Origin of the sequence: Aeromonas sp. R6-1 (assembly GCF_040908165.1) — a bacterium.
Classification (GTDB): domain Bacteria; phylum Pseudomonadota; class Gammaproteobacteria; order Enterobacterales; family Aeromonadaceae; genus Aeromonas; species Aeromonas caviae.
Genome location: NZ_JBFODF010000024.1, coordinates 1 through 16,439, shown reverse-complemented (window position 1 = coordinate 16,439; position 16,439 = coordinate 1). Strand labels below are relative to the sequence as shown.

Sequence of the window (16,439 nt, the reverse complement as noted above, 5' to 3'; positions counted from 1 at the left end):
ACATTTTAAAAAATCCGGCCCTAGAACGGAATATCGTCGTCGAAATCCATCGGCGGTTCGTTGTAGACCGGCGGGGCGGATTGCGGCTGCTGGGCCGGACGGCCGTAACCGCCTTGCGGTTGCATGTTCTGCTGCGGGGCAGCAGGACGTTGCATGTTCTGTTGCGGTGCAGCCTGTTGCGGCTGGCCCCAGTTGCCCTGGGATGACTGGCCGCCCATGCCCTGGCCACCGCCCTGCGGACGGCCACCCAGCATCTGCATCACACCGGTGAAGCTGTCGACCAGCACCTCGGTGGTGTAGCGCTCCTGGCCGCTCTGATCCTGCCATTTGCGGGTCTGGAGCTTGCCTTCCACATAGACCTGGGAGCCCTTCTTCAGGTACTCGCCGGCCACTTCGGCCAGCTTGCCCATGAAGACGACACGGTGCCATTCGGTGCGCTCTTTCTGCTCACCGGTCTGCTTGTCGCGCCAGGTATCGGAGGTGGCCAGGGTGATGTTAGTCACGGCACCGCCGCTCGGCATGTAGCGCACTTCCGGGTCTTGCCCCAGGTTACCGATCAGAATGACTTTGTTGATGCCTCGACTGGCCATAATCTCTCTTCCACCCTTATGTATACCGGCCAGGCCAGATGCCTGGGCCCATTCAATAATGTGTTTGTTTGCAACGAGATGCGCGCCCTGGCTGGGTGTCATCTCTCTTCAGTGTCCTGGCTGCGCCGGAGCTTGCCGGCAGAGGCGTCATGGATCGGCCGCAGCGTTTGGCCGCCATAGTACCAGTTGGCGGGCATGAGCGCACATCTTCCCTGCCACTGTGGCGTCAATGGATCGCCACAGCCTGAGTAACTTACCCGAGGTCAGGTGTCACCAGCAAGGGGAGGCGGCTGGGGCAGGCTGCGTGAAGAGGGCGGAGCTGTTATGGTGCGCACCGGCACTACTTGACCCCCCAAATGGGGGGGGCGTGCTAGCCAATTGTATTGGCTGGAAAATTGCTGGGCTTCAAAGGAGCCACCGATGCGTCTAATACTTTTTTAATGCTGCAGCCAGGAGGGGGATTGGTACTCTTCCTTGCCAAAAAGCCCCGACTCGAATGTGCAAGGAAGTTCTCTTGATGACGCCCGACTCCCTCCTGGTGCTGATCACCGAAAATAACGCACAAGCCTCCCGTTTCCAGCGTCACCTCAGTGAAGAGCTTGGTCTGCCCATCTTGCTGGTGGGGGAGCTGAATGACCTGCCAGACGTTGCAGAGGGCGCCCCCAAAACCTTGCTGCTGATCGATCTGGACTACCTCAAGTCGACCCAGCAGGAGCTGTGGAGCAATGCCATCTGCCAGCGCTTTGGCGAGGCCAGTGCCGTGTTGCTCAATGCCCCGACCAGCACCAACAAAGAGCTGCTGCTGATGTGGCCCCATACCAGCGGGCTCTTCTTTCGTCAGGACACGCTGGACAGGCTGGTCTTCGGCATCCGCAAGGTGTTGCAGGGGGAGTACTGGATCCCGCGCCACCTGCTGTGCGACCTGGTGGACTACTACCGCAAGGGGAGCGGGCAACCTCAGCGTCAGCAGACGCTGCTGACCGCCCGCGAGCAGGAGATCGTGCGTCACCTGATGACGGGGGCCTCCAACACCGAGATCGCCGACAGCCTGTTCGTGAGTGAACACACCGTCAAATCCCATCTCTACAACGTCTTCAAGAAGCTGAACGTCAAGAACCGGTTGCAGGCGGTGAGCTGGGCCAAGGAGTATCTCTGAGGAAGGGGGCACGGAAGGAAAGACTGTCTATTCATCCAGTAGTCTCTATGCCATACTGGCCCGCTCTGGTTCCCGTATCGAGCGCGCAACAAGATGGAAAAAATCGTGATCCGGGGTGCCCGCACCCACAACCTCAAGAACATCAACCTGATCCTGCCACGTGACAAGCTGATCGTGGTCACCGGCCTGTCCGGTTCGGGCAAATCCTCCCTGGCGTTCGATACCCTCTATGCCGAGGGGCAGCGCCGCTATGTGGAGTCGCTCTCCGCCTATGCCCGCCAGTTCCTCTCCCTGATGGAGAAGCCGGACGTGGACCACATCGAGGGGCTGTCGCCTGCCATCTCCATCGAGCAGAAGTCCACCTCCCACAACCCGCGCTCGACCGTCGGCACCATCACCGAGATTTACGACTACCTGCGGCTGCTGTTCGCCCGGGTCGGGGAGCCACGCTGCCCGACCCACGCCATTCCGCTCGCGGCCCAGACCATCAGCCAGATGGTGGATCAGGTGCTGGCCCAGCCCGAAGGCGCCAAGCTGATGCTGCTGGCCCCCGTGGTGCGCAACCGCAAGGGGGAGCACACCAAGCTGCTGGAGAACCTGGCGGCCCAGGGTTACATCCGCGCCCGCATCGACGGCGAGGTGTGCGATTTGTCGGATCCTCCCGCCCTGGAGCTGCACAAGAAGCACACCATCGAGGTGGTGGTGGATCGCTTCAAGGTGCGCGATGACCTGGCCCTGCGCCTGGCCGAATCGTTCGAAACGGCGCTGACTCTCTCCGGCGGCATCGTGCTGGTGGTGCCGATGGACGGGGAGGATGGGGTTGCCCCCATGACCTTCTCCGCCAACTTCGCCTGCCCCGAGTGCGGTTACTCCATGTCGGAGCTGGAGCCCCGGATATTCTCCTTCAACAACCCGGCGGGGGCCTGCCCCACCTGTGACGGTCTCGGGGTGCAGCAGTATTTCGATCCCGCCAAGCTCATCCATGATCCAGGCCAGAGCCTGGCTGGCGGCGCCATCCGTGGTTGGGACAAGCGCAGCTTCTACTACTTCCAGATGCTCAAATCCCTGGCCGATCACTACAAGTTCGACCTGGAGACCCCCTGGGAGGATCTGCCGCTCAAGACCCAGGAGGTGATCCTGCGCGGCTCCGGGCGCACCGAGATCGAGTTCCGCTACATGAATGACCGCGGCGACGTGGTGGTGCGCAAGCACCCGTTCGAGGGGATCCTGCACAACATGGAGCGCCGCTACCGGGAGACCGAATCCAACGCGGTGCGGGAAGAGCTGGCCAAATACATTGCCAACAAGTCCTGTACCAGTTGCGGTGGCAGCCGACTGCGGGAAGAAGCCCGCCACGTCTTCGTGGACAATCGCAACCTGCCCGCCATCGCCGAGCAGTCCATCGGCGATGCCCTGGCCTTCTTCGAAGGGTTGAACCTGTCCGGTCAGCGTGCCCAGATAGCGGACAAGATCCTCAAGGAGATCGTCGAGCGGCTCGGCTTCCTGGTGAACGTCGGCCTCAACTATCTGAGCCTGTCGCGCAGCGCCGAGACCCTCTCCGGTGGCGAGGCGCAGCGGATCCGGCTGGCCAGCCAGATCGGGGCTGGCCTGGTGGGGGTCATGTACGTGCTGGACGAGCCCTCCATCGGTCTGCATCAGCGTGACAACGAGCGGCTGCTCAAGACCCTGACTCACCTGCGTGATCTCGGCAACACCGTGATCGTGGTGGAGCACGATGAGGATGCCATTCGCCTCGCCGACCATGTGCTCGACATCGGCCCGGGGGCTGGCGTGCACGGCGGTGCCATCGTCGCCCAGGGGACGCCGGAAGAGATCATCGCGAACCCCGAGTCCCTGACCGGTGACTACCTCTCCGGGCGCAAGCAGATCGCCATCCCGGCCGAGCGCACCCCGCTCACTGGCAAGTGGCTGAAATTGAAAGGGGCGAGCGGCAACAACCTGCGCAACGTCAACCTGGATCTGCCCATCGGAGTGATGACCTGCGTCACCGGCGTCTCCGGTTCCGGCAAGTCGACCCTGATCAACGACACCCTGTTCCGCATCGCCCACCGCGAGCTGAACAAGGCCACCGAGTCCACCCCGGCTCCCTATCGCAGCGTCGAGGGGCTGGAGCATCTGGACAAGGTGGTGGATATCGACCAGAGCCCCATCGGCCGCACCCCGCGCTCCAACCCGGCCACCTACACCGGCCTGTTCACCCCGATCCGCGAGCTGCTCTCCGGCACCCAGGAGGCGCGTTCCCGTGGCTACCAGCCGGGCCGCTTCTCCTTCAACGTGAAGGGGGGACGCTGCGAGGCGTGCCAGGGGGACGGGGTCATCAAGGTGGAGATGCACTTCCTGCCGGACGTCTACGTGCCGTGCGACGTCTGCAAGGGCAAGCGCTACAATCGCGAGACCCTGGAGGTGAAGTACAAGGGCAAGAACATCCACGAAATCCTCGAGATGACGGTGGAAGATGCCCGTGCCTTCTTCGATCCGGTGCCGGCGGTGGCGCGCAAGCTGCAGACCCTGATGGACGTGGGCCTCTCCTACATCCGGCTCGGTCAGTCCGCCACCACGCTCTCTGGCGGCGAGGCGCAGCGGGTCAAGCTGGCGCGGGAGCTCTCCAAGCGGGACACCGGCCAGACCCTCTATATTCTGGATGAGCCGACCACGGGGTTGCACTTCCACGATATCCAGCAGTTGCTCAAGGTACTGCACCAGCTGCGGGATCGGGGCAACACCATCGTCATCATCGAGCACAACCTGGACGTCATCAAAACCGCGGACTGGATCGTCGATCTGGGCCCGGAAGGGGGCGCTGGTGGTGGTCGTATTCTGGTGACGGGTACGCCTGAGGAGATGAGCCGTTGCAAGGAGTCCCACACGGCGCGCTTCCTCGCTCCTCTACTGGAGAAATAAGCGTCACTCGAGAAAAAGGGGCCAGGGCCCCTTTTTTGTTGGCCGGTGGGCGAGGTGCGCCGGTCTGGCGCCCGGCCAGGGATGAGAGGGAGAAAAGAGGGACTCGTCCGGCAGACTCAGTGTGTCAGCATCAGGAAGGCGAGGGCGAACAGGAAACCCAGCAGAATGAAGAGGAAGGAACCTATCCCCCAGATGGCGGCAAGAATGCCGAGAATTTTGTCTTTGCGTGTCTGTGGTTTCATAAAATTCAAATTACAGCGTGGTTACATCGCATTAATAAAATACGCCCCGGGGCATAATTAAACAACAATTGAAAGGTGATATGAAGGTGTTTAAGGTGTATTTAATTGGTATTTTACATTTCATGATGATGCGGTAATTTAAGGCATCATCATGTATTTGAATGACTTTTTATTTTCATCTGCGGTTTGATTGTCCAATCAAAGCTGCCGTGTACATCTATCTATTTCTTGATAACTATTGAGCTAAATCAATAACCGGCCATTCACATCCTTTTATAGTTTTCGGGCTTGCAACATAGAAAGAAAACAAAAAAGGAATAATGTGATGAAAAAGATCCTTCCTCTGTTAATCGCAGCCGCTTTTGCTTCCCCCGTCGCCATGGCACATCAGGCCGGTGACATCCTGGTCCGTGGTGGCCTGGCGTTCGTCTCTCCCCAGACCAGCAGTGACAACGTGCTGGGGACGGGCGAGCTGGAGATCGACAGCAACATGCAGCTTGGCCTGACCCTCTCCTACATGTTGACGGACAACTGGGGTGTCGAGCTGCTGGCCGCGACCCCCTTCTCCCACTCGGTGTCGACTGCCGGCCTGGGTGAGGTCGCCAAGGTCAAACACCTGCCGCCGACCCTGATGGCGCAGTACTACTTCGGTGATGCCAACAGCAAGGTGCGCCCCTATGTGGGTGCCGGTATCAACTACACCACCTTCTTCGACGAGGAAGGGCGCGGTGCCCTGGCCGGGACGGATGTGAGCGTGGACTCCTCCTGGGGGATGGCGGGTCAGGTGGGCCTGGACATGGCGATCAATGACCGCTGGTTCGTCAACGCCTCTGCCTGGCTCATCGACATCGATACCGATGTGCATACCGCCGTGGGCACCATCAACACCTCCATCGATCCGGTGGCCTTCATGTTCGGCGTCGGTTACCGCTTCTGATGACAAACGTGGCCGGTGCACGGCCATGACAACAAGCATGTCTCTTTGGCCCGGCTCTGTTCGGGCCCTTTTCTGCCTGCCATGTCACGCCAACTGTGATCTGGCCCGCCATCGCGTCACGAACCGCTATTCCATTGCATCCCGCTGCCGATAACCTCGGCATTCACCCCTTTCCCCAACGAGTGAGGATGCCTCCATGGGTTTATCTATTGTGCAGCGGATCATCGCCGGCTTCGTGCTGATGCTGTTGTTGCTGGTTCTGCTCGGCTTCATCAGTATCTTGAAGATCCGGGGGATCAACGAGGGGCTCTCCCAGGTTTCTGATCGTGCCACCCCCCTGGTGATCGCGGTCGCCGGGCTCAAGGGCGCACTGCAGGACAGCAACCGCTGGGTGCTCACCTACAGAACCAGCGAGGAGGCGGCCCAGTTGCCGCAACTGGCCAGCCAGTTCAAGGCGCAGCAGGAGCGTTTCCTGGCCCAGAGCAAGGAGATGGCCCGGTTTGACGGGGTGGCGGAGGCGAGCGAGCGGTTCCGCCAGGTCGACGGGGCGACCCGCGAGTTCTACGGGTTGGCGGATCAGGTGCTGACCCAGCACGGCCAGTGGGTGGCCGCACTCGATCGGCGCCATGAACTGGAGCTGGCGTTCATCCGGCTGGAAGATACCTACCAGTGGGCCGCCGACCTGTTGTTGCAGCAGACTGCGAGCAAACGCTCCATGCGCAACAAGGCCGAACTCATCACCTCCGGCATTGCCCGGGATCTGAAAAACATCCGCCGGGCCGATGCCAAGACCGATCTCAATGAATTGGAGAAGGTGCTCGGCAAGGATATCGAGATGGCACGCAAACGGCTCGAACGGGTGCAGGTGCCCGATGACGTGAGGCAGCGTTTCATCGTCAACCTCGATCGGATGCAGGAGCTGGCCCTCGGCCCGAAAGGGTTGCTGGCGACCATGCGCAATGGCCAGCAACTGGCGGCCTCGCTGCAGTCCCTGAACCAGCAGCTCGACACCAGTCTGGTCAACAGCCTGGCGCTGCTGGACGAGATGGCCAAATCGGCGGGCAGCATTGCCAGCGCGAGCCGGGTCGGGGCGGATGACGCCGTCAGCAGCGCCAGCGCCTGGATCCTGATCGTGTCTGCCATCTCCGCGGCCGCCGCGCTCCTCATCGGTTACACCACGGCCCGCAGCATCCAGCGTCCGCTGCAACTCATCGATCGGGAGCTGGATCGCATGGCCACGGGTGACATGACCCGGCGCATCGACTACCAGAGCCGCTGCGAGTTCGGCAGCCTGACCCGCTCGATCAATACCCTGGCAGACAAGACTGGCGAACTGCTCGCCCAGATCAATGCCGGCTCGCGCCATCTGGTGGACGAGGCGAGCCGCGCCGCCGAGATAAGCGAGCGGGCCATGTCACGGGTGCAGGATCAGAAGAGCCAGACCGATCAGGTGGCTGCCGCCATCACCGAGCTGGAGGTGAGTGCGACCGAGGTGGCGCGCTCCACTGACGGCACGAAGCGTGAGGTGGACCTGGCGGACGAAGAGGCCCGCGCCGGACGCAAACAGGTGGCGACTACGCGCCAGATCACCGAACAACTGGCGGGTGCCATGGAAGAGGCGGTCGGCATCACCCACAAGCTGGGGGAATTCAGCGACAACATCGGCAGCATCCTCGACGTGATCCGCAGCATCGCCGAGCAGACCAACCTGCTGGCGCTGAACGCGGCCATCGAGGCGGCCCGGGCGGGGGACGCCGGTCGCGGCTTCGCGGTGGTGGCGGACGAGGTGCGGGCACTGGCGAACCGGACCCAGACCTCGACCGAGGAGATCCAGGCCATGATCGAGAACCTGCAAAGTTCCAGCAAGCACGTGGTGGCCGTGATGGCACGCAGCCAGGAGCAGACCCAGGATTGCGTGGCCCAGACCCGGGTGATGGACGAAGCACTGCAATCCATTGCCGAGCGGATGAGCGCCATCAAGGCGATGGCGGATCAGGTGGCTCATGCCGCCCAGGAACAGATCTCCGTGAGTCAGGGGGTTGCCCGTCATGTCGCCGGCATTGCGGATGTGGCTTACGAGACCGAGCGGGAGGCGCGGGAATCGGCCAGCAGCAGTGAGGTGCTGGCGGATCTGGTCGCCAAGCAGCAGCAATTGATCGCCCATTTCAAGGTGTAGGAGGACTTATGGCTAATAAGTGGATCGGGGCCCTGAGTCTCCTGTTGTGTGGCCAGCTGATGGCCAGCGAGCTGGTGATAGAGAGCTGGCGCATTGATGACAAGGCCTTGTGGGAACAGAAGATCATTCCTGCTTTCGAGGCCGCCCACCCGGGTATTCAGGTGAAATTCAACGGGGTGCAGAACGTCGAGTACATGCCGACCCTCTGGGCCAGCCTCAAGGCGGGCAAGGCGGGGGATCTCATCACCTGCCGCCCGTTTGACGACTCCCTGGCCCTGTTCAAGGCGGGCCATCTGGTGGAGCTGAGCGAGATGGCGGGGATGGAGAACTTCCCGAGCTTTGCCCAATCCCCCTGGCAGACCGACAGCGGCGCCCAGACTTTCTGCGTACCCATGGCATCGGTGATTCACGGCTTCTTCTACAACAAGAAGATATTCAGTGAGCTGGGGCTGACGGTACCCCAGACCCGCGAGGCATTCTTCGCAGCCTTGGACAAGGTGAAGGCGGATGGTCGCTATGTTCCCCTCGCCGTGAGCGGCTCGGAGAGCTGGGTTGCCTCCGAGCTCGGTTTCCAGAACATAGGCCCCAACTACTGGAAGGGGGAGGATGGTCGATTGGCGCTGATCGGGGGCCAGGAGCGCTTCAACAACCCGCAATACGTCAAGGTGTTCGAGGAGCTGGCCCGCTGGCGTGACTACCTGGGGGAGGGGGGCGAGAGCCGCGACTACGCCACCACCAACGAGCTCTTCACCTCGGGCAAGGCTGCCTTCTATGCGGCGGGATCCTGGGAGATCGCCCCCTTCACCGGCAAGGTGGACTTCGGTGTCATGCGCCCGCCCGTGGCAAAGCAGGGGGATGGCTGTTTCTTCACCGATCACACCGATATCGGTATGGGGATGAATCCGGCCAGCAAGAACAAGGAGGCCGCCATGACCTTCCTGCAGTGGCTGACCACTCCCCAGTTTGCCGAGCTCTATACCAACTCGCTGCCCGGCTTCTTCTCGCTCTCCAACCACTTCTTTGAAGCCACCAATCCGGCGGCCAGAGAGATGATGGAGTGGCGGGATCAGTGCGATTCCACCATCCGGGTTGCCACCCAGATCCTCTCCCGCGGCACTCCCAAGCTCGGGGATGAACTGGCCGAGGTGAGCCAGCAGGTATTGCTGGGAACCGTGGCACCCAAGGCGGCGGCCGATCGCCTGGAACAGGGGTTGAAAGGGTGGTATGCCCCCCATCAGGGCAACCAGGGCAAGGGACAGGAGTGTCAGTGTGAGGCGAGCGTGCCTGCCGTCCCCGTGTCGGGTGCCATCGGGACCGAGCCTGCTGCACCTGTGGTGCCGGATGGACAAGCGCCCTCCGGAGCAAGCGTGACCCAGCCTCCGTCAGTACCGGTGTCCGGAGCCGTCGCTCCAGCGCCTCCTGCCGAAGTGGAGGAGGCGCTCGCCAGTGAACTGGAGGGGGCACAACCCTGATGGTTCACCATGAAGAACGGGAGGCCTTGGCCTCCCGTTTTGCATCTGCGTGATGACCTGTCATTCCCGTGGCCAGCGGCACAGGCTGCCGATACGGGCCACCGGCACGAAACCCAGAGCGCGATAGACCCGCTGGGCGTGATAGTGCTCGTCTGCCACTATGATGAGCGAACTGGCCCGTGCCAGTCCCTGGCGTGCGACCTGGCTCAGCAACAGACGACAGAGCCCCCGGTTTCGCCACTCTGCGTGCGTGCGCACCAGTTGAAAGCGTCCCAGGGTGCCGGTGAAGAAGAGTCCGCAGCTGGCAACCAGTTGATCCTGGTGCCATAACCCCCACCACTGTCCGAGCCCGTCATCGATCATGGCCTGATAGAGCTGGCGGCGTGACAAGAGATAGGGAAGATAGCGCTCCTCCGAATGGGCGGGATCCCGCTCTGCCAGCTCGAAGGCGAGCCACTGATCCCAGTCCGTCGCGGTGAACGGGCGAGCCGGGGCCAGGTCGCTGCCGGTGGGGGCTTGCCACTCCATTGCACTCAGCGCCAGTACCACGCACTCCATGTATTGGTATCCCGCCGCCACGAACCCGGCGACCCGGCTGTTCTGGCCTGCGGCGAGGGGCCACTGGAAGGTACGGTGGCGGATACGGGGATCCCAGCCAATCAGCCTGTCGAAACTGGCCTCGAGCCAGCCCTTGTCACGATCGCTTGGGGGGGTGGGTAGCAACAGGTAGTTGCCGAAGTAGTAGTCTGGAGAGCCCGGGGTGCGCACGGTCCAGAACGCATCATGATCCGTCACCTCGCCCTGATAGCGATCGAACAGCAGATCGGTGGCAAAACCGGGGTGATCTTCCATGATGGGGCTCCTGCAAACGCTTGAATTGCTTATCGGCAGGCGGGGAAAGAAGTTAAAAAAAGGCCGGGAAACCCGGCCAAACAATCACACGCAGATTCAGAACGTCCAGGACGATCCGCCCGCATCATAGCGTGCCTGACAGCATTTTGGGATGGGGTCGCTCATTACTTAGGTTGAATTGCAAAATAAAAAAATCGGCAATCCCCCTTGTCGCTGACAAATCGGTATTGACTTTGATCCGTTTTCTCATAAAGATAGAAAGACGTTTAGACGTCCAAACATCCGTTTTGGCGTGAAGGAATGGGTTGCAGGACAGGGAGAGAGCAGATGGGATTTCACAGCGCGCGTCAGGTTGAGGCACTCAACCAGAGTTTGGCGGATCTGGGTGGCGACATATCGGTCAGTTTCGAGTTTTTCCCGCCCAACAGCGAAGGGATGGAGAACACCCTCTGGCAGTCCATCGAGCGCCTGCAGGTGCTGGAGCCCAAATTCGTCTCTGTGACCTATGGCGCCAATTCGGGCACCCGGGACCGCACTCACAAGGTGATCAAGGACATCAAGGAGCGTACCGGCCTCATCGCCGCCCCGCACCTGACCTGTATCGACGCCAGCCGTGGCGAGCTGCGCACCATTGCCCGTGACTACTGGAACAGCGGTATTCGCCACATCGTGGCCCTGCGCGGAGACTTGCCTCCCGGTCTCGACAAGCCTGACATGTATGCCACCGACCTGGTCGCCCTGCTCAAATCCGAAGCCGATTTCGATATCTCGGTCGCCGCCTATCCGGAAGGCCACCCCGAGGCTCGCAGTGCGCAATCCGACCTGCTGAACCTCAAGCGCAAGATAGATGCCGGTGCCAACCGGGCCATTACCCAGTTCTTCTTCGATGTGGAGACCTATCTGCGTTTTCGGGATCGCTGCGCCGCCATCGGTATCGATGCGGAGATCGTGCCGGGGATACTGCCGGTCTCCAACTACCAGACCCTGGCCAAGTTTGCCGGTTTCACCAACGTGAAGATCCCGCGCTGGATGCACCAGCGTTTCGAAGGGCTGGAAAACGATCAGATGACGCGCAACATGGTGGGAGCCAGCATTGCCATCGACCAGGTGCGTGTGCTGAGTCAGGAAGGGGTGAAGGATTTCCACTTCTATACCCTGAACCGCTCAGAGCTGACCTACGCCATCTGTCACACACTGGGCGTGAGGCCGAAAGGTCAGGCCTGATCCGTGGCTCTGATACAGAAAAGCCAATGAGTCTTCTCATTGGCTTTTTGTTTTGGGCGACAGTCAGGGCCGGGTTGGCTGGATCTCCCTGGGCTCGAGATCGATGACTGCATTGCCGGCGGCACCGGGATACTGGTGATAGCTCTGGTCCTGCTCCAGGGTATAGAAGGTGTCGAGGTAGTCGTCGTTGTTGGTCATCCAGGAGTCCGGGAGTGCCTTGACGATACGACCGCCGAGGTCGAGGAAGGGCAGGGCCTCGGGTACGCCGCCCGCAGTGAAGCCGAGTTTGAGTGCGTCAATCAGGAGGGCGCTCAGCTCCTTGTAATTGACGTTGTCATCCTGCTCCATCATGACCACGTCGACGGCTCCCCAGCGGTAGCGATCCCAATAGACCAGGATCTGGTTGGGGGTGTAGTCGGTGTTGTCGTAGTCGAGATAGGGCATGTCGACGATATCCACCACGGGCTCGTCCCTGCCAGGGTTGACCCCGGCCACGACGGCATAGACCTCGGCGGCGCCCAGCAGCCAGGGCTCCTGATCATCGTTGAGCCTGATCTTCTTGAGAATGCTGGTCTTGAGGGGCGTGGTGTTGCTGGTGGCACGGGGCGTCACCTGCATGTCGGCGGCAGCCAGCGCCTTTCGCATCACCTTCAGGCCGGCATTCTTGGCTTTGACCGGATCGGCCTCCACCACCAGTACCGGTCGCGCCGGCGGCTGGTTCACATCGAGATAGATCGGGCTGCCAGCGCTGTCGAACGCCTCGATGGCGCTCCAGCTCTTTTCGTCACCACTTGGTATGTAGGCAACCAGTGGCTCAACCCCTTGTTGCAGTGCATCCGCCTGATCCGGATTGGCCAGCCGCAGTTGCATCAGTTCCCTGACCTCACCATCCAGCCCTTGCCGACTGATGGCCGCCTGGTTGGCATCCCGAGCCTGACGCTTCAGGCGCGGGCTGGCCTTTTGCAGCAGGTTGGGCAGTGGACTCTGGTATTCCTGATTGTTCAGGAGTGGCAGCAGGTTCTTCTGCTGCAGCGCGAGCTGGCGTGCCAGCTCCCGATCGGTGTCGGCAGCCTGGGTCGTGGTGGCGCCCAGCAGTGCCAGTAACAAAATGGCAGCCTGATTCCTCATCTTCGTTCTCCGGTATTGAGTCTGACAACGGCGCTTGTCGGGAAGGATCTGCGCCGTTTTGTCACTAGAAAGGAATAAGGTTCATATGTGAACGCTCTTCTCAGGATTATGTGCTGCGTCTCACTGGAGTCTCCCCAGATGGTCAGGTCAGGCGCGGAGCCGGTTGACTTGATGCAATGTCACTCCGATCAGCAATCCCCAGCAGGCAGACCCGACCCCGAGCAGGGTGATCCCCGAGGCAGTCACGAGGAAAGTCAGTAGCGCGGCTTCCCGCTCCTCGTCCTGCTGCAAGGCGCTGTGCAAGCTGCTGCCTATGGTGCCGAGCAGCGCCAGCCCGGCCACGCAGGTGACCAGCACCGCAGGGAATGCGCTGAACAGGGCAACCACGGTGGCACCGAAACAGCCTGTGAGCAGGTAGAAACATCCAGCCCACACGGCAGCAGGCCAGCGTCGAGTGACATCGTGATCCACTTCCTTGCCCATGCAGATGGCGGCAGTGATGGCGGCCAGGTTGAAGGCATAGCCGCCAAACGGTGCCAGCAGCACGCCGATGAATCCGGTCCAGCCAATCAGGGAAGAAGTGGCCGGTTGATAGCCGTGGGCGCGCAGGATGGCAATGCCCGGCATGTTTTGCGAGGTCATGGTAACGAGAAAGAGCGGGAGTGCGATGCCGAGCAGGGCGTCGATGGAAAAGGCTGGCGAGATCCAGACCGGGGTGGAAAGTTGCCAGTGAACCTCGTTGAGTTGCAGCTCGCCCCTCAGGGTGCAGAGCAGCATGCCGGCAGCCAGGACCAGCACCATGGTGTAGCGGGGCCAGAGGTGGCGACCCAGCAAGAAAGCCAGTAGCAAGGTGCCAAGCAGCAAAGGATCTTGCGGTGCCACCTTGAAGAGATCCAGCCCGAACCTGAGCAAGACTCCGGCCAGCATGGCGGCCGCCAGGGGGGCGGGAATGTGACGCATCAGCCTGTCGAACCAGCCGCTGATACCGCAGAGGGTGATCAGCAGTGAAGAGATGATGAAGGCGCCGATGGCCTCCGCCAGACTGAAGTTCCCCAGGCTGGTGATGAGCAGGGCGGCACCCGGGGTAGACCAGGCCGTCAAGACAGGCATCCGGTAATAGAGGGAGAGGCCGATGCAGCTGACCCCCATGCCGATACCCAGTGTCCATAACCAGGAAGAGACCTGGGCTGCATCGGCACCGGCGGCCGTGGCGGCCTGGATGATCAAGACGACAGAACTCGTGTAACCCACCAATACGGCGATGAGTCCCGCGACCATGTGGGGGAGGGCTAGGGGCATGGGAAACTTCCTTGTGGATGCTGATAGCTTGTGCGCTATTGCGTACAATGTGGTTTTGACTATAACGCTGTGCGTTATGGCGCACAATATGGCTCAAAGAAATCGGAGAACAGATGCAGGAGATGAGTCGCTATCTGGCCCAGCGATTGAAAGGGCTGCGCACTGAAAGAGGATGGAGCCTGGATATGGCCGCCCGTGAAACGGGGGTGAGCAAGGCCATGCTGGGACAGATCGAGCGAGGTGAATCCAGTCCGACGGTGGCAACATTGTGGAAGATTGCCACCGGTTTTCGGGTCTCTTTCTCCAGTTTCATTGAGCCGACACCAGCGGCGCAGGGAGAGACGGTATACCGTATTGCCGATGATATTCGACAGCAGCCGGCGGGAGAGGGGATGCAGGTTGCCCCGCTTTTCCCCTATGAGGCCCGCTTTGGTTTCGAGTTGTTCGAACTGACCCTGCTACCTGGCTACCAGCGGGAGTCAGAACCCCATGAACCCGGGGTGACCGAACATGTCATCGTCATCAGCGGTGTGATGGAGGTGCTGGTGGACGGGGCGTGGCGTTCCCTCGATCAGGGTGAGGCCGTCCGGTTTGCAGCGGATCGTCCCCATGGCTATCGCAATCTTGGGGTCGCTCCCGCCATCTTCCACAATCTGATCCACTATCCGGCCATGGTCACGCGATGACTAGCCGGGGCGGCCATCCGCTCTGGGACTGGTCAGTATGGGGGTATAGACCCAGACAAAGAGACCGTAGGCGGCAACCCAGCTCCATCCGCTGAGGTTCCATCCCGTGAGGGTGAGGTCTGGCCAAAAGAGGGGGAGCAAGACCCGCAACAGTGCGGACAGGATGACCAGTGCAAATGCCGCCGTGATCCTGCGTCCTATCTGCAGGGCTCTGCCACTGTGTCCGAGGGATACACGGGCTATCATCCCGAGGATCATGGCCCCCATGCTGCCCGCGCTGAACAGATGGCTGGCCAGTGACAAGGCAATCGGCCAGCCAGCCGTGCGTGCCGCCAGGGCGGTCAGCCCCAGTGGGATAAAGAGGTAGGCCAGGTGAAGCGACCACAGCAGGGGTTGGGCCACCGTGATGCCGGGTCGCCAGCGCAGCTGCCTGTAGAGGTGAGCCCCTGCCGCCACTATATATAGAGGGAACATCTGAATTCCGATGACCCACTGGGTCGGGAGTACTAACCAGAGCAGCAGGATGAGCCACAGAGACGCGAGGGCAATGCGCTCCAGCCACGGCAGTGGTAATGCTTTTTCCGTCTCAGTGGCTCTGGCGGTAAAAAAGGGAATGACACGTCCTCCCATGACGGCAATCAGGGTCGTGAAGAGGAGCACGGTTGCAAGCAGGATATGTTCCACCAATGGCCATTCGGCATGCCACCGCCAGCAAGCGGTATTGAGCAGGGTCAAAACGAGAAGCAGGGGAACAAAAAAGAGATTGCGCCACTGGCGCGTCACTATGATGGGTCTGGCGAGAAACCACGTACAGAGGGGCAACCAGGCCAGGTCCATGACCATCAGAGTGACATTGCTTTCTCCAAACCAGGGGAGCAGGCCTCTCGGGATGGCCCACAATCCCACGACCAGTGCCAGCGGCCAACCGCGTACACCTGGGTGAGCGGTCCAGTTCTGGACGGCGGTAAGCAGAAAACCCGCCACTATGGCGGCACCAAAGCCGAACAGCATTTCATGTGCATGCCACCAGATGGGGGTGCTAATCCCGGGCAGAGCGAACCAGCCGTTGAGTTGCCCCAGCCAGCCCAGCATCGCCAAAGCCGAGAACAAGGCGCCGAACAGGAAGAAAGGCCGAAACCCGAGGCGGAACAGAGGAACGATTCTCTCCTCTTTGCGGCTATCCAGGATCTGGTGCATGAATGAAACCTTAATTGGACATTTGAAAAGCCAATTATAAAGTGGCTTTTCAAATGTTCAATTTAAATCCAATGACAGCCCGAAATGGTGGTGATGCGAACGAAATAGAACCGCTTTGCTGTATATCTGAGCGAACGGTTCTTTTCGGTGAAAAAGCCCTTGTCATCACGGCGCGGCTCCCTATAATGCGCCCCTACCAGCACGGCGGACCACGCCGAACTGATGAGCCAGCTTCCTAGCGAAGTGGGCGCCGAAAGAAAAGCGAAAACAACCGCTTGACTTTCGAGGTGAGGAGCGTAAGATGCGCCTCCTCAACGCGATAAGCGTGACGCTCTTTAACAATTTGAATCAAGCAATCTGTGTGGGCACTCGCAGCATCGAGCATCAAAAACAATTTTTGATATCAATGTCTGATGAAGTGACCAAAGCAACTTTTAGTTGCAGCAGTTAATTCAGCAATTCGTTGAGCCGCTTTTCGAAGCAACCAAACTTAAATTGAAGAGTTTGATCATGGCTCAGATTGAACGCTGGCGGCAGGCCTAACACATGCAAGTCGAG

Annotated in this window: 13 protein-coding genes and 1 rRNA gene; 8 read left to right on the top strand and 6 right to left on the bottom strand. The window is 60.6% G+C overall.

The window, feature by feature from the left end:
* Positions 1-20: 20 nt before the first annotated feature.
* Positions 21-590, bottom strand: a complete 570-nt coding sequence (locus AB5Y68_RS06015; protein ID WP_010674212.1) for a single-stranded DNA-binding protein — start codon at positions 588-590, stop codon at positions 21-23.
* 517 nt (positions 591-1,107) lie between these two features.
* On the opposite strand from AB5Y68_RS06015, the gene AB5Y68_RS06010 reads away from it, so the two are divergent.
* Positions 1,108-1,746 carry a LuxR C-terminal-related transcriptional regulator gene (locus AB5Y68_RS06010; protein WP_010674213.1) on the top strand — a complete coding sequence of 213 codons (639 nt, stop codon included), beginning with the start codon at positions 1,108-1,110 and terminating at the stop codon, positions 1,744-1,746.
* Positions 1,747-1,839: 93 nt separating this feature from the next.
* Positions 1,840-4,668: an excinuclease ABC subunit UvrA gene (gene uvrA / locus AB5Y68_RS06005; RefSeq protein WP_039040117.1), complete on the top strand. Its 2,829-nt coding sequence runs from the start codon at positions 1,840-1,842 to the stop codon at positions 4,666-4,668.
* Between the two features lie 116 nt (positions 4,669-4,784).
* On the opposite strand, the gene AB5Y68_RS06000 is transcribed toward uvrA, so the two are convergent.
* Positions 4,785-4,910, bottom strand: a complete 126-nt coding sequence (locus AB5Y68_RS06000; protein WP_010674215.1) for a hypothetical protein — start codon at positions 4,908-4,910, stop codon at positions 4,785-4,787.
* A gap of 325 nt (positions 4,911-5,235) precedes the next feature.
* Between AB5Y68_RS06000 and AB5Y68_RS05995 the strand changes: the two genes are divergently transcribed.
* From AB5Y68_RS05995 to AB5Y68_RS05985, 3 genes are all read left to right on the top strand, one after another.
* Entirely contained in the window at positions 5,236-5,847 is a 612-nt protein-coding gene (locus tag AB5Y68_RS05995; protein WP_010674216.1) for an OmpW family outer membrane protein, read from the top strand.
* Positions 5,848-6,043: 196 nt separating this feature from the next.
* Entirely contained in the window at positions 6,044-8,023 is a 1,980-nt protein-coding gene (locus tag AB5Y68_RS05990; protein ID WP_039040116.1) for a methyl-accepting chemotaxis protein, read from the top strand.
* Between the two features lie 8 nt (positions 8,024-8,031).
* Positions 8,032-9,495: an extracellular solute-binding protein gene (locus AB5Y68_RS05985; protein WP_039040115.1), complete on the top strand. Its 1,464-nt coding sequence runs from the start codon at positions 8,032-8,034 to the stop codon at positions 9,493-9,495.
* A 60-nt stretch (positions 9,496-9,555) separates the two neighbouring features.
* Here AB5Y68_RS05985 and AB5Y68_RS05980 read toward each other — a convergent pair whose 3' ends face one another.
* Positions 9,556-10,347 carry a GNAT family N-acetyltransferase gene (locus AB5Y68_RS05980; protein ID WP_039040114.1) on the bottom strand — a complete coding sequence of 264 codons (792 nt, stop codon included), beginning with the start codon at positions 10,345-10,347 and terminating at the stop codon, positions 9,556-9,558.
* A 327-nt stretch (positions 10,348-10,674) separates the two neighbouring features.
* On the opposite strand from AB5Y68_RS05980, the gene metF reads away from it, so the two are divergent.
* A complete protein-coding gene (gene metF, locus AB5Y68_RS05975; protein ID WP_039040113.1) occupies positions 10,675-11,571 on the top strand; it encodes a methylenetetrahydrofolate reductase in 897 nt (298 codons plus the stop codon).
* Positions 11,572-11,634: 63 nt separating this feature from the next.
* On the opposite strand, the gene AB5Y68_RS05970 is transcribed toward metF, so the two are convergent.
* Together AB5Y68_RS05970 and AB5Y68_RS05965 are read right to left on the bottom strand one after the other, a co-directional pair.
* Positions 11,635-12,699, bottom strand: coding sequence for a DUF3103 family protein (locus AB5Y68_RS05970; protein WP_039040112.1), 1,065 nt, complete (start codon positions 12,697-12,699; stop codon positions 11,635-11,637).
* Positions 12,700-12,846: 147 nt separating this feature from the next.
* Entirely contained in the window at positions 12,847-13,998 is a 1,152-nt protein-coding gene (locus AB5Y68_RS05965; protein WP_039040111.1) for a benzoate/H(+) symporter BenE family transporter, read from the bottom strand.
* Positions 13,999-14,111: 113 nt separating this feature from the next.
* Here AB5Y68_RS05965 and AB5Y68_RS05960 point away from each other — a divergent pair, with 113 nt between their 5' ends.
* Positions 14,112-14,684, top strand: coding sequence for a helix-turn-helix domain-containing protein (locus tag AB5Y68_RS05960; RefSeq protein ID WP_039040110.1), 573 nt, complete (start codon positions 14,112-14,114; stop codon positions 14,682-14,684).
* On the opposite strand, the gene AB5Y68_RS05955 is transcribed toward AB5Y68_RS05960, so the two are convergent.
* On the bottom strand, positions 14,685-15,881 hold the full coding sequence (locus AB5Y68_RS05955; RefSeq protein WP_039040109.1) for an NnrS family protein: 1,197 nt from the start codon (positions 15,879-15,881) through the stop codon (positions 14,685-14,687). It lies immediately after the preceding gene.
* 492 nt (positions 15,882-16,373) lie between these two features.
* Between AB5Y68_RS05955 and AB5Y68_RS05950 the strand changes: the two genes are divergently transcribed.
* Positions 16,374-16,439 (top strand): 16S ribosomal RNA (locus AB5Y68_RS05950); the annotation flags it as partial.